At 48.3% G+C, this 14452-nt stretch carries 8 protein-coding genes; 1 reads left to right on the top strand and 7 read right to left on the bottom strand.

Going from position 1 to position 14452, the window contains the following annotated elements; translation table 11 throughout:
* Window positions 1–34: 34 nt before the first annotated feature.
* From ACUN27_RS33325 to ACUN27_RS33340, 4 genes are all read right to left on the bottom strand, one after another.
* Window positions 35–1729, bottom strand: a complete 1695-nt coding sequence (locus ACUN27_RS33325) for a DHA2 family efflux MFS transporter permease subunit (protein WP_445560693.1) — start codon at window positions 1727–1729, stop codon at window positions 35–37.
* Window positions 1730–2010: 281 nt separating this feature from the next.
* On the bottom strand, window positions 2011–2382 hold the full coding sequence (locus tag ACUN27_RS33330) for a Rieske (2Fe-2S) protein (protein ID WP_445560323.1): 372 nt from the start codon (window positions 2380–2382) through the stop codon (window positions 2011–2013).
* 2 nt (window positions 2383–2384) lie between these two features.
* Window positions 2385–2657, bottom strand: a complete 273-nt coding sequence (locus tag ACUN27_RS33335; RefSeq protein ID WP_445560324.1) for an amidohydrolase family protein — start codon at window positions 2655–2657, stop codon at window positions 2385–2387.
* A 13-nt stretch (window positions 2658–2670) separates the two neighbouring features.
* Entirely contained in the window at window positions 2671–3246 is a 576-nt protein-coding gene (locus ACUN27_RS33340; RefSeq protein ID WP_445560325.1) for an amidohydrolase family protein, read from the bottom strand.
* Window positions 3247–3402: 156 nt separating this feature from the next.
* On the opposite strand from ACUN27_RS33340, the gene ACUN27_RS33345 reads away from it, so the two are divergent.
* Complete coding sequence (locus tag ACUN27_RS33345; protein WP_315955909.1) at window positions 3403–4269, top strand: helix-turn-helix transcriptional regulator; 867 nt, start codon at window positions 3403–3405, stop codon at window positions 4267–4269.
* Between the two features lie 87 nt (window positions 4270–4356).
* Here the strand turns inward: ACUN27_RS33345 and ACUN27_RS33350 are convergent, their stop codons facing one another.
* The 3 genes from ACUN27_RS33350 to ACUN27_RS33360 all read right to left on the bottom strand — a co-directional run bounded on the left by ACUN27_RS33350 (window position 4357) and on the right by ACUN27_RS33360 (window position 14311).
* Window positions 4357–8211: an S-layer homology domain-containing protein gene (locus tag ACUN27_RS33350; RefSeq protein ID WP_445560694.1), complete on the bottom strand. Its 3855-nt coding sequence runs from the start codon at window positions 8209–8211 to the stop codon at window positions 4357–4359.
* A 1859-nt stretch (window positions 8212–10070) separates the two neighbouring features.
* On the bottom strand, window positions 10071–11228 hold the full coding sequence (locus ACUN27_RS33355; protein WP_445560326.1) for a response regulator: 1158 nt from the start codon (window positions 11226–11228) through the stop codon (window positions 10071–10073).
* 8 nt (window positions 11229–11236) lie between these two features.
* Complete coding sequence (locus ACUN27_RS33360) at window positions 11237–14311, bottom strand: hybrid sensor histidine kinase/response regulator (protein WP_445560327.1); 3075 nt, start codon at window positions 14309–14311, stop codon at window positions 11237–11239.
* Window positions 14312–14452: the final 141 nt, after the last annotated feature.

The raw sequence follows: 14452 nt of genomic DNA on the forward strand, positions 1-14452 counted from the left end.
TATCACTATTCCTAATAGCCCGATTCTTATAAACTTAAAGTTGATCTGATTCTTCTTTAAGTTTTTTAAGAGCATCTCGATATGCTTTATCGTCAATTACAACCACATCACTCGCCTCTTTCTCATTTCCCTTTAACCCGTGGAGAGCCTTCCTGTAATCATTATCGTTAAAAAGCATATCGTTTTTTGGAGATTGAGATTTGTTTGAAAAACCTTTTATAGCATTACGAAACTCATTATCAGCAGCAGTTTGCTGCGTGGCATATTTAATCTCTCCAACTCGTTCTGTGGGCCTATATGTAGGCGTTAATTCACTTTCTTGTAGCGATGGAACTTCTTCCGTGCCTTGTTTTACTCTTTTGATAAAGAAGGAAAGCACCAGTCCAACAACACCGATGGCAACAATAACAAGATAGGCATCATTAATTCCTTCTATGGTTGCATTTGTTATAAGTTGAGCTTGTGTTACACCCGCAGTTGCTCCACCACTCGTCATCATATCCTGAAGATGAGTTTTGGTTCGATCGCTCATGACAGTTATAAGCAGAGAGGTCCCGATAGCCCCTGCTACTTGACGCATCGTATTTGAGATTGCTGTACCATGAGGATTCAATCGTGTTGGCAATTGGTTCAAACCTGCGGTTTGAATTGGCATCAATAATAAAGCCATTCCAATTCGTCGTGCAGTAGACATGAGTACCAAATAGGTGTAAGTAGTTGAGTCTGTTAAATCAGTAAAACCAAGGGTTGTTCCAATCGTAATGAGCAATCCAATAATCGCCAACCATTTTGCACCAAATCGATCGAACAGTTTACCGGTTACAGGCATTAGGAAACCCATCACGAGAGCACCAGGAAGCAACAAAAGTCCGGATTCTAGAGCCGTATATCCTCGTGCATTTTGCAAATAAAGCGGCAGCAGCATCATATCTGCATACATAATCATCGTCACCGCGATACCGATGACCGTCGTCAAGGAAAACATACTGTACTTGAATGCCCGCAGATCGAGCAAAGGGGTATTCGAAGTCAACTGACGCCAAGAGAAAATAGCAAGTGAAACAACACCAATCGCGATCGTTAGAATAACCTCATTGCTCGACCAGCCCAAGCTTCCCGCTCTGCTAAACCCATACAGCAGGGAGCCAAAACCGATGGTAGAGAAAGTGACGCTTAGAATATCGAAGCGAGCGTTGATTCGTTCGGATACATTTTTCAAAAAAATGAACCCACATGCGATAACAATAACAGCAAACGGAATCATGCCATAAAACATGACCTCCCATTTGTAGTGTTCCAAAATGTAACCCGCTAGTGTTGGTCCAATGGCTGGAGCAAAAATGATAGCAAGTCCCATCATTCCCATTGCGGCCCCTCTTTTTTCAGGCACGAACAGTGTTAAAATAACCATTGAGAGGAGGGGCATCACGATGCCTGCACCGGCTGCTTGAATCATTCGACCCGTAAGCAGGGTTGGGAAGTCCTGTGCGATTGCAGCAATGACAGTACCGAGAAGGAAAATGAACATCGATGCCTGAAACAGCTGCCTTGTACTGAAACGCTGCATGAAGTATGCCGTAATAGGGATCAGCACTCCGTTAACCAACAGGTAACCGGTTGTCAGCCATTGGGCCGTCGATGCCGCGATATTAAAGTCCTTCATAAGTTCGGGGGTTGCAACACTCATAATCGTTTGATTCAATGTGGTTAAGAAGGCCCCCAAAATCATCACAAACAAAATAGGCCCTTTTTTGATTGAACTACTTCCTGTTTCCTTATTTGCAACACTCAATGCTATCTATCCTCTCCAGATACTTTAAATTAAACGGCATTACCAATCTTTAATTTTAGTATGTTTAGAAAGACGGCTATGTATCCAAATGCAGGTCAAAACATCTATGACACCTTGCCCAAAAGCACATTTTCCATTTATCATTTTGTAAGGTCCCGAAATTGATGTATGAAGTAAAAAACCTTATCCGAACAAAAGACCTATTTTCATTAGATCTGCTACGCCTCGATGTACACTTTCCCCTGCTCCACCGACAAGTCAAACGATTCTACGAAAACCTCGTAAGTTTTCGTGCGGACTTTATGATCTACAACTAGACCGCCGGTTTTAATGTCAAATTCCCAATGGTGCCAGGGACAACGAACGATCTCCCCTTCTTGTTCATAAACGAATTGCCCGGGCAACGGCGATGTGACCCATGATGTAACGGGTCCTTTGCATAGGCTGGCCCCCTGATGTGGACAGTAATTAAGAATGGCATGAAGCTTGCCGGATACTTTATAAATGCCTACGCTCCGCCCTTTTACATCAACAATTTTGGGTTCGCCGTCGGTGAATTCATCCCATGTTCCTACATAATGTTGCGCCATCGCTATTCCTCCGTTCTGTCCTGCATAGGCAAACCATAGTACCTGGCAGCATTATTGTAAAACACATTCTCTGTCGTTTCTTTGTTCATCTTGGGGAAAACGAGCTTCGGCGAGTCGAAATCCCAGTGCGGGTAATCGCTGCAGAAGAGCAGCCTTTCCTTGGCGTGCATAGCCTCGAACAACATATCGAAAGCTTGACGGTTCGGCGCTTCCTCAATCGGTTGAGAGCCGATGTACATGTTGGTGAGTAAATATTCGCTAGGCTTTTTCTTCACCCAAGGCGTCTGGTCACGCAGTGCTTTCCAATCCTGGATACATTTTATTTCCGTAAGGATGAGACGAACCCGACGGAACATACGCCTGAACCATTCCGGGATGGGAACCGAGCCGTTCGATTTCCCGTACCGATGCAGCTACATCGTGAATCGGCAGGTAGATGGAGCCTCTGAACCGGGGCTCCTTCTCGAGCCAATGCTCAATCGTATAGTCGTTGAAAGCGGAACACAGTGCGGCCGAGTAATACGTATCAGCAGTGTTCGTGCTCGCTATAAATTCACCGGTCAAAATCCCGTTGCGGATGTCGAAAGGATTCAGAAGCTGCTCGACCATGAAATCCAGATCCGAACCGGCTGGTCCGCCGTTTGGAGGGAAAGAATCGGCTCTTTTTCCGATGTTGCCTCCGTTCAGTGTGCCCGGCCCCCCGCCAAGACTCGGTCCCCACAGTTCAATACGCTCCCTGTATTTTCGCGGCAAGTAAGGAAACAGCTGCTTGATGTCCTGAAACGTATGATGGATATCGCTATCAATAATGCCAATGCCTTTGCGCTGCTTTGTCTTGTTGGGCGTCGCTTCTATTAAACTCATGTTTTCATCTCCCCATCTTTTTTACCTCACTATCATAAAACCTGAACGCCCCGTCCGAAAATGGTATTTCGCAATTCCAGTTTGGCATTTTGTAAGGTCAATGTTATACTTGACCCTACTGTCAACAGGCTGAATTCAGGAAGTGGGGACGAAGACATGAGCAAGCGGCAGCATCCTGACGAATATGAAGAATCACGCAATTATGTTGTAGACGAACTAGCCTTGAACGGAGGCTTATGGCCAGTCCGGATGGGGCGCCTCAAAGCAGGGCCAGATTATCGCTTCCCGCAGCGGATGATCGACTATTACGCATTGCATTTTGTTATAAACGGAAAGGTTCGTCATCGTTATGGAGATCAGCACATTGAGCTAACCAAAGGCGATGTTTTTTGCGCATATCCGGGTGTCGTCTACCACCATTTCATTGTTCCGTCCGGCCAGCCCTTGGAAATGATTTGGGTTTCCATCGATGGCGGGCAAACGCCGCTGCTGCTCGAGAAAGCCGGCTTCCATCCCTCTGCCCCTTATATCTTGGGTATGATCGGGAAAGAACTCGAAACATCGCTCATCCATCTATTCAGTCAACAGGAAGATAACAGCAGTCGGCGACAAGTCGATTTGATTACGGCAATCTACCGCATATTCGGACTTATGATCCCGCAAAAAAACACCGAAGAACCAGATGCAGGTCCTGCTGGCTGGATTCCTCGAAGCATAGAGTATATGAATATGCATTACACCGAAAATATTAACGTGCAAGACGTCGCTGCGTATATTTCGGTTCATCGGGCTTACTTCTCCAAAATATTCGCCGAACAGATCGGGATGACGCCTATCCAATATTTGCAAAAGCTCCGCATGGAGAGAGCCCTTCAACTTCTGCAGCAAACGCGGCATTCGGTCTCGGAAATCGCCATGACGCTCGGTTATCCCGATTTATATTCTTTCAGCCGGGCGTTTAGCAAATATTACGCAGTGTCTCCGAGTAAAGTGCGCGAAAACACAGCAAAGTCCGGCGGTTAGTTTCCTTCATCCTGATTGACGGTATTGATTACAGCACAAAAAAACACAATGCCAGTTTGGCTCGTGTTTTTTTGTACAACGCTTCTACTAAATCAGCCCAGATTTTTGCAATAATCTCTGGATGATTGCAGCAACCTCAGCCCTAGTCATGTAATCCTTTGGTGCAAGCTCATTACCGCTTCTTCCTGCTACAAGGCCAGCCTGCACATTGTCCGCAACGCTGTTCAGCGCCCATGGGGATACTTCTGACATATCTCCAAAGTCCCGAAGGATTACATCTGTTGATTGAATTGATAGCTCGGCATTCAATCTAGTGATCGTCATCGCTTTGGAGAGGATAACCATGGCCTGTTCCCGCGTAATCCGGTCCATTGGACGGAAAGTGCCGTCTTCAAAGCCGCCTATCAAGTGGTACGCATAAGCAGTAGTGACAACACTGCTATACCAATCCGTCAATTTCACATCCGAGAATTCTGTTGTTCCATGCTCCAGTTTGAGTCCCAATCCACGAACAATGATGGCTGCAAACTCAGCGCGGGTAATCTCCCGGTCTGGACTAAACATACCATTGCCAGTACCATCGATGACCATCCGCGAGCCCATATCGCCCACAGCTTGTTTAGCCCAATGATCCGCCACATCATTAAATTCGAACGGATGCCAGACGATAGCATACGTGCTATTCGTTAAGCTGTTGATTTGGGCGTAATATTTGCCATCAATTACAACAATCTTGGTTGGTACATGACGAACGGTTCCGTCTGTCTCAAGAACAACACCTGTAGTAATCTTGCTGGAATCAACATCATTTGGAAGCGCAATAGTTCGTTCTATGTAAGCATTGAACTTCGATACTTCGATGCTCCTATCTCCGTAGGTACCTCTAACTGTAAAGTTAAGCGGCGGTACAACAAGCGTGAACGTTCCTTTGGCTGCCGCGTTCTCAACAACTTTCACTGTATCTATTGTTGGTACGGCAATTTCAATTTGCACCTTGATATCTTGCAAGGCTACCGACTTGCCGACTTGTTCGGATATGGTGTTAATATTGATTTGTTGCGCTGGAATTGTATAGGTAGCGCGATCAGTAATAATCTTAAGATCAGCTTGCATGTCCTCCATGTTTTTCACCATCTGGCCGTTCAGCTCGCCAATGACCACATCGGATTTATGGTTTACTGGAATCGCAACCACTGCATGCTGACCTTCCGATACGAGCTTGTCCTCCAGCTTTTTCTGATCGACAACCACCGTTGTTATGGATTGGCCGTTTCGCTGGATCGTTGTTGCAGTTCCCGCGTTCTCCACTTTACCGTTGACAAGTATATCCACATTAGTTATCTTGTTCTCCGGTGTCGTTGGAGTGTTAGGCGCAAATGGCGTATTGCTATCCCTATCATCACGGGATGAAGTTTGCGGAATGACCGCATTCGACTCTGCAGAAGGTACACTTTTTCCTACATCACTGATCGCTTTCACCGTAAACGTATAGCTCGTTCCATTCACCAAACCCGTAATGATAATCGGGCTTGATGGGCCTGTTACGGTTATATTCCCTGATGAAGCTGTTACTTCATACCCCGTAATCGCACTTCCTCCATTGTCGGTTGGAGCCGTAAAAGTAACGGTCGCTGTTCCATTTCCAACTACTGCCGAAACATTCGTTGGTGCTGCCGGAACCGTTGCCGGAGTGGCGTTGGCTTGATTGGATTCCACACTCAAGCCTCCAGAGTTACCTGCTTTCACTGTAAAGTAATAAGTCGTGCCGTTTAACAAGTTTTGTACATGATAGGTAGAAGAAGTAACGGTAGCAATTAAAGCGTCACCAAATTCATTTGAAGCAGTCGTCATATAAATGTTGTAATACGTTGCTCCCGTTACCGTGCTCCAATTTAGTGTAATATTACGGTCTCCTCCGGTAGCTATGAGATTTTGCGGACTCGCAGGAAAGTTCAGCAAGTTGACAGTTTGTGTTACGGTAAACGTCACATCCGTCATATGTGTTGCCGATAACGTTACCGTTGCGGTATATCTGCCGGTTGGCAACCCGTCTATTGCTTTAACCGTAAAGCTTGTTGCGGCCGCTCCGCTCACTAATGTCGAACTTGGTTGGGTAATCACAAAATTACTAGCATGTTCGCCGCTAATCGCTGCCGACAAATTCGATAAATCGCTCGTTCCGGTATTTGTTATATTAATGGTTTTTGTCTCTTGGGTACCCGAAGCGTAACCTTGAGTAAGTTCAGTTAACGTTTGATTTGTTATAGGAGCAATCGTATAAGTAGGTGCAATGCTCACCGTGACCGCTACGATGTTACTCGTTACCGTTGAGGTCTTCGTGCCGCTCACGCTACTGTTCGTATTGGTCACAACCACATAGTAGTACGTCGTGCCTGGCGTTGCCGTCGGTGCGGCATAGATTGGGCTTGTTGCACTGCTGATCGCTGTGCCGCCGCTCGTGCTGTTCGTCGTATTGCTGTACCACTGGTAGCTCAGCAATCCGCCGTCGCTTACGCTAGCTGCTACACTCAAAGTCGGGCTGCTATCTCCTTCATTGACCGCTGCGCCCGTTGGCTGCGTATCCATGCCCGGCGTTGCCGCATTGGTCAACGCATTCACCGTGATCGCAGCGACGCTGCTCGTTGCCGTTGCCGTCTTCGTGCCGCTCACGCTGCTGTTCGTGTTGGTCACAACCACATAGTAGTAGGTCGTACCTACCGTTGCCGTCGATGCGGCATACGTTGGGCTTGTTGCACTGCTGATCGCTGTGCCGCCGCTCGTGCTGTTCGTCGTATTGCTGTACCACTGGTAGCTCAGCAATCCGCCGTCGCTTACGCTGGCTGCTACGCTCAAACTCAAGCTGCTATCTCCTTCATTGACCGTTGCGCCCGTTGGCTGCGTATCCATGCCCGGCGTTGCCGCATTGGTCAGCGCATTCACCGTGACCGCAGCGATGCTGCTCGTTGCCGTTGCCGTCTTCGTGCCGCTCACGCTGTTGTTCGTGTTGGTCACGACCACATAGTAGTAGGTCGTACCTACCATCGCCGTCGATGCGGCATAGGTTGGGCTTGTTGCACTGCTAATCGCTGTGCCGCCGCTCGTGCTGTTCGTCGTATTGCTGTACCACTGGTACGTCAGCAATCCGCCGTCACTCACGCTAGCTGCTACACTCAAAGTCGGGCTGCTATCTCCTTCATTGACCGCTGCGCCCGTTGGCTGCGTATCCATGCCCGGCGTTGCCGCGTTGGTCAGTGCATTCACCGTGACCGCAGCGATGCTGCTCGTTGCCGTTGCCGTCTTCGTGCCGCTCACGCTGTTGTTCGTGTTGGTCACGACCACATAGTAGTAGGTCGTACCAACCATTGCCGTCGGTGCGGCATAGGTTGGGCTTGTTGCACTGCTAATCGCTGTGCCGCCGCTCGTGCTGTTCGTCGTATTGCTGTACCACTGGTAGGTCAGCAATCCGCCGTCACTCACGCTAGCTGCTACACTCAAAGTCGGGCTGCTATCTCCTTCATTGACCGCTGCGCCCGTTGGCTGCGTATCCATGCCCGGCGTTGCCGCGTTGGTCAGTGCATTCACCGTGACCGCAGCAATGCTGCTCGTTGCCGTTGCCGTCTTCGTGCCGCTCACGCTGTTGTTCGTGTTGGTCACGACCACATAGTAGTAGATCGTACCAACCGTTGCCGTCGGTGCGGCATAGGTTGGGCTTGTTGCACTGCTGATCGCTGTGCCGCCGCTCGTGCTGTTCGTCGTATTGCTGTACCACTGGTACGTCAGCAATCCGCCGTCACTCACGCTAGCTGCTACACTCAAAGTCGGGCTGCTATCTCCTTCATTGACCGCTGCGCCCGTTGGCTGCGTATCAATGCCCGGCGTTGCCGCGTTGGTCAGCGCATCTACGATTGACGATTGCAAAATCGTGCCAGAGTACCCTACCATCACATACGTGCGATTAGCGTAGTTGACACTATATAGAACACTCGAGGTGCCCGACGCGTGACTCGCCCAGCTCGTTCCGTCACTGGAGGTCAAGAGCGTTCCGCTTGCTCCAACCGCCACGTACGTACCGTTGCCGTAGCCGACGCCACGAAGCTCATTCGAAGTGCTCGACGTTTGGCTCATCCAGCTCGCTCCGTCACTGGAGGTTATGATCGTTCCACCTGCACCCACCGTCACATACTTACCATTGCCGTAACTGATGCCGTAAAGAATATTCGTGGTGCCCGACGTTTGGCTCGTCCAACTCATTCCGTCCATGGAGGTAAGGATCGTTCCATTTGCACCCACCGCCACATAGGTGTCATTGCCGTAGGTAATGTTCCATAGATCATTCGGAATGCCCGACGCAGTGTTTGTCCAAATCACTCCGTCACTGGAGGTTAAGATCGTTCCACTTGCCCCCACTGCAACATATTTACTGTTGGCGTAGGTGACGCCATAAAGATGATTCCCGGTGCCCGACGTTTGGCTCGTCCAGTTCGTTCCGTCACTGGAGGTATAGATTCTACCACCATACCCCACCGCTACATACTTGCCGTTGTCGAAGGTGACGCCGTACAGAGGAAACGTAGTGCCCGACGTGCGGCTCGTCCAGCTCGCTCCGTCACTCGAGGTCAATATGACTCCATTATAGTCCACCGCCAAATACTTGCCGTTGGCGTAGATGACGCTGTAAATAGGATTCAAGGTTACACCATACAGGGAGCTCGTCCAACTCGATCCATCACTGGAGGTTAAGATCCTTCCACTTGCTCCCACTGCCATATACATGCCGTTGACGTAGCTGACGCCAGAAAGATGAATCGTGATGCCCGACGTACGGGTTACCCAACTCGCTCCACCGTCACTGGAAGTCAATATCGTTCCATTTAAGCCCACCGCCACATACGTACCGTTGCCGTAGGTCACGCCATTAAGTCCATTTGCGGTGTTCGACGTGCGTGGCGCCCAGCTCACTCCGTTGCTGGAAGTCAAGATCGTTCCACTCGCCCCAACCGCCACATACGTGCCGTTGTCGTAGGTAACGGTATAAAGAGGATACGGGGTGTTCGACGTGCGGGGCGTCCAACTCACTCCGCCGTCACTGGAGGCCAGTATCATTCCACTTGTCCCCACCACCACATAGGTGCCGTTACCGTAGGTGACGCCAAAAAGAACATTCGCGGTGCCCGACGTGCGGCTCGTCCAATTCATTCCGTCACTGGAAGTCAATATCGTTCCCCCATACCCCACAACCATAAAAGTGCTGTTGGCATAGGTGACTCTACGAAGCTCATACGAGGTGCCCGACGTTTGGCTCGTCCAGCTCACTCCATCACTGGAGGTCAATATCGTTCCACTTACCCCTACAGCCATAAAAATGCCGTTGCCGTAGGTGACGCTATCAAGCGTATTCGTGGTGCCCGACGTGCGAGTCACCCAGCTCACTCCGTCACTGGAGGTCACTATCGTTCCACTTGTACCTACCGCCACATATATGCCGTTGCCATAGGTGACGCCAACCATAGTTTGTCCCGTGGATCGAATGTACCAGTTATCAAGAGAACTCGTAGTTGGTTCTGCATGTGCATCTTTCCCAGGATTGATCCACATAAATGTGCTAAACAGCAACAATAATGATAATTTCAGTCGAATGATTTTATAAGCCATTTGCTTCCAAGCAGAGAAATTCGCATTCAATTCTCTTGCCGTTTTTCCTTTATTCGACAACTTTCATCTTCCTTCCCCATATTTCATGCTTTAGCTCGTTTAACCTTATCACATCGTTCTAAGCAAATTCTGAGCAAAAAAAAAACGGCTTACGCCTTCGACTCATCGTCGGCGTTGCCGCTGTACAGCTCGGAAAATAATCGAACCGTGGATTTTAATGGAAGGGTTCCCAGTTCTTCTTGCAATAACTTCGTAAAGCGTTCATAATGCCTCATCATGGACAATCGGTCCCCCGACTTCGCGTATACCAGCAATACTCTTTCATTGACATCGTCAAGATAAGGGTTATGGCGAAGGGCGCTTTGCAAACATTGTACCGCCGCACGGAACTCTTTGACAGATAAATAGTAATCCGACATTCGTCTCATTAACTCAATATAATCGCTTTTATATTTCTCCTGCGCTTCCTGCGCCCAAGCAAAACCATCTTCCTCCATATAATTGCCTTTGTAAAGGTTTGCTATCTTCTCGAATTCCCCGATAGAATCTGGAGTTATGACCATTTCACCACCGGTAACCCGCTCAAATCCAGCCGCATCACATTCAACACCGCGTATCTCCAAACGATAGCAGTTGTTATGAAACTCCAACTTATAGTTGTCGCCGGCGCTCGCTATCTTTTTCCTAATGCTATAGATACAGGTATGCAAAAATGCGGTAACTTGCTCCAAATTTGCATTGGGCCAAATATCCTCCAGAATTTTTTCTTTCGTAACAAACGTATTCCGGTGATGAACGAGATACGCCATCAGTTCGCGTTCCTTGGATGTTCTCCATTTTACGGGAGACACGGCTTCCGCGTTCTCATCACGTATCCATTCAAAGCGGCCAAAACAGATAAACGTGGATTTGCTTGTTTGCCCCGCATTGTTGAATTTTCCTTGCTTACCAGCTGACATGATCCGCGTGGTAGTTTTCCTTAATCGTTCAACTGTGGTTGGTTTCAGCACGTAATCGATGGCATTCAGCTCAAAAGCTTCGACGGCATAATGATTATAGGCCGTCACAAATACCACATCGATTCCTGGGTCAATCGCCATGATATGTTCGGCTGCTTCGATCCCGTTCAAACCAGGCATTTCAATATCCAAAAACACAACATCCACGCGCTCCTGCAATAACCTATGGATTGCTTCGCCCGGTTTCGTAAACGTTCCGACAATCTCGATGTTTCCGATCGTCATCAACAATTTTTTAAGCAAATCCAGCGCGGGCTGCTCATCGTCGATTAATATTGCGCGCAGCATAGGTCACCTCACCCAATCGAATTCGGAATGCGAATCATAACTTGCGTACCTTCTCCTGACACACTATCGATCTTTAAAGCCGTTCCGTAGAGTGTCCTTAAGCGCCCTTCGATATTGGCGAGTCCAACTCCTCTCGTCCCGTTTTTTCCTTCTAACAATGACGATTTCGTTTCATCTGGAATTCCCAGTCCATTATCCGATACAACAATAACAAGATAGTCTTGGTCCGCTTTCACGGAAATTCGCACGACTCCCCCTTCTGGCCGCTTCATCACGCCGTGCCGAATGGCATTTTCCACAATTGGCTGAATAATGAGCGGAGGAATGCGGCAGCGAATGTCCTCATCGATGTCATAGATCACTTGCAGTTGCTGACCAAAGCGGGCTTTTTCGATGAACAGATACGACTCTACGAGTTCAAGCTCTTTGTGGATCGAGACGAGTTGTTCCCGGTTGTGGAAATCGAAGCTGCTTCTCAAGTACAGGCTCAATTCAACAAGTAAATCCTGAGCTTTGCTTACGTCTGTATGACTTACTGAAATCACCGTATTGAGCGTGTTAAACAAGAAGTGGGGCTTAATTTGGGCCTGCAAAAAAGCCATCTCACTATGAATTAAATCGCTAACCGATTTTTTCAATTCAAGCAGTGTCCGGATGCGAGCCTTTAATTCGCCCGCCTCGATCGGTTTGCCGAGAAAGTCGTTCGCACCTGAGTCGAAAGCTGTCACAATGTCCTCCGGACGATTTCTAGCAGTTAACAGCAACACCGGGAGTTCCGACAACGAGTATCGTTTGCGAATATGCCGGCACACTTCGTAGCCTGACATGCCAGGCATCATCAGATCGATAATCGCCAAATCGATACGCCGGTTCATCTCAATTTCACGTATCGCATCCATGCCACTGGAAACGGCAATGACTGAATATTTCTCGACGGACAAAAGATTGAGCAGCACCTGCCGATTGGCAGCATCGTCATCGGCAATCAGGATCGTATAGATGCCTTCCCCATCCAATCGAACATTACTCGAAGACTTCATTTGGGGCGCAGCCAACTCCTGCCAAGCGTTCGTCAAATTCATTCCCGCTTCGGTCAGTTTCTCGTCTTCCCGATTTGCGGATGGCACTGTAAAGGTAAATACGGCCCCTTTTCCCTGTTCCGATTCCACCCAAATGCTTCCTCCGTGCAATTCCACCAATCGTTTGGTAACGCTGAGTCCGAGCCCCATTCCGCCGTACTCCATCGCAACCGCCTTCCCAGCCTGCTCAAACGATTCGAAGATGACTTCCAGCTTGTCTTGCGGAATGCCGATGCCGGTATCCGAAACGGAAATCACAAGCCAACCATCATTCTCCCGCGCTGATACGGCAATCTGACCTGAATCCGTAAACTTAAGCGCATTACCGACCAAATTGTTCAAAATTTGGACGAGCCTGTCTTCATCCACATAAACATAGTGACGATCGTCCAGAAAATCAACGAATTGCACCGGTTTGTCCCCCGCCATATGGCGAAACATCTCAAAAATAAGGCGAACGATCGGTTGTAAAGCTACTGCTTTCCGCTTCAAAACAAGCTCTCCATTCTTTAATTTGGAGAAATCAAGCAGATCGCCTAACAGGTTGGCCATCCTCCTGCCGGTATCTTTGATCATGGCTACATTCGTCTTCTGATGCGGCGACATTGGACCTGCCGCTCCTTCAAGCAGCGACCCGGCAATATTGATGATGGCGTGAAGTGGTGTTTTCATTTCATGGGATGTATTGGCAAGAAATTCGTCCTTCAATCGGTCCATATATCGCAGCCGTTCTGAAAGAGTCTCCACTTTCTTGAACGTATTCACAAACTGTTTTGACAAAAATAACCCTTGAGCAACGGCAAAACTTATCCAAGCAGCAGTCTGAATGGACAGGACGGATAAAATCCCCAAAATGTCCAATGCGGAAGCGACTTCAATGATCAGAAGCGACAATGCGCCGATCAGCATCAACAACGAGCCTTCTCTCCGTCGCATCATGCCGGCAGACATTACATAGGCGACGTAGAGGATCTCAATAAATGCCAGTACCAGTCCCACGCTGTTAAGTTTACTGAAGACCGGTGCGGGTGTAAGCAGAATAAGCAGCAATCTCACTGCGAGAGTCAATCCGAACCCTTTCATGACGACTTTCTTAAATAAACCCGGAAAAGATTGCATGGCGTATAGCAGGAGAAATAATTCGGATGCTGCACCGGAGATTGTTTGTATTTTCAAAAACAATTCAAAAGAAATCCCCGGCGCAAACATCGCTGCAATTTTCTCGCCGTGAGTCGCCAAATATACGCAGACCGCTATACAGCACAGACCAAAATAGAGCCAAGAACGCTCTCGTCCTCTCATCAAGAAAAGCACAATGAAATAAGCGCCGATTAACAAAAAGCAGGATGTGGCTAATAAATCCTCCACCACAGCAAACTCCCGCATGGACAGAATGTCTCCTTGATACCCTAAATAAATAGGATGGGTGATTCCTCCCTGGAAGTACTGAAAATTAGCTACTTGGACGATGATATCCGCATTGTTTCCGTCAATTTGCAAAAAATGAACGTATGGCGTATTGACGGAAATCGTCGCCTGCCTGTTCGTCCCTGGAAGGCCCCCGGAACCGATCTCCCTGCTGTTTACGAACAGCTTGTGAGCTGTTTTAATGTTTATCTGCCTGATTCCGTAGATCTGTCCGGAGGCGCCCTGCAAATTAACATGCAGCCGGAATGTCGCATATCCATTCGAAGACCCGTTCAAGCCCCCGACCGCATACTTCTCCCAGCTGTCTGGTACGTGAACGAACCCTGTCATCTCCGGCCGTTTGCCGTTATGTCTTAGCGGATCGAAATCGTCCGGAGTGAGCAACTGATTTCGATAGTACTCCCATTCCCCGTCCAGGCGGGTGGACCCGTTATTGGCAAAGTCCCATTGAGTTAAATCCAATTCGCCTTTTACTGCCTCGGGATAATTCGGGGTAGCCCCATATTTAATGAATAACCCAACAAAACCTAAAATGATACAAATAATCGTTATAGTGATCTTGCCCTTTTTAAGCATCCACTTCGCCTTTTTTGTCAAATAGTATAATAGATGAGTATTCGACAAAAATTTACAAATTCCTTTGATAATCGAGACACTGTTTGACGAGCAGCGCTTGATCACGATAAAAAAGCGTTCACCCAGTTGGGTGAACGCCTT

Source organism: Paenibacillus sp. WC2504 (genome assembly GCF_052682475.1).

Excerpts from the sequence above, each read along its gene's own strand:
- ACUN27_RS33325 (WP_445560693.1), bottom strand. The coding sequence starts at position 1,729 with ATGATTTTGGGGGCCTTCTTAACCACATTGAATCAAACGATTATGAGT.
- ACUN27_RS33330 (WP_445560323.1), bottom strand. The coding sequence starts at position 2,382 with ATGGCGCAACATTATGTAGGAACATGGGATGAATTCACCGACGGCGAA.
- ACUN27_RS33340 (WP_445560325.1), bottom strand. The coding sequence starts at position 3,246 with ATGAGTTTAATAGAAGCGACGCCCAACAAGACAAAGCAGCGCAAAGGC.
- ACUN27_RS33345 (WP_315955909.1), top strand. The coding sequence starts at position 3,403 with ATGAGCAAGCGGCAGCATCCTGACGAATATGAAGAATCACGCAATTAT.
- ACUN27_RS33350 (WP_445560694.1), bottom strand. The coding sequence starts at position 8,211 with ATGGTAGGGTACTCTGGCACGATTTTGCAATCGTCAATCGTAGATGCG.
- ACUN27_RS33355 (WP_445560326.1), bottom strand. The coding sequence starts at position 11,228 with ATGCTGCGCGCAATATTAATCGACGATGAGCAGCCCGCGCTGGATTTG.
- ACUN27_RS33360 (WP_445560327.1), bottom strand. The coding sequence starts at position 14,311 with ATGCTTAAAAAGGGCAAGATCACTATAACGATTATTTGTATCATTTTA.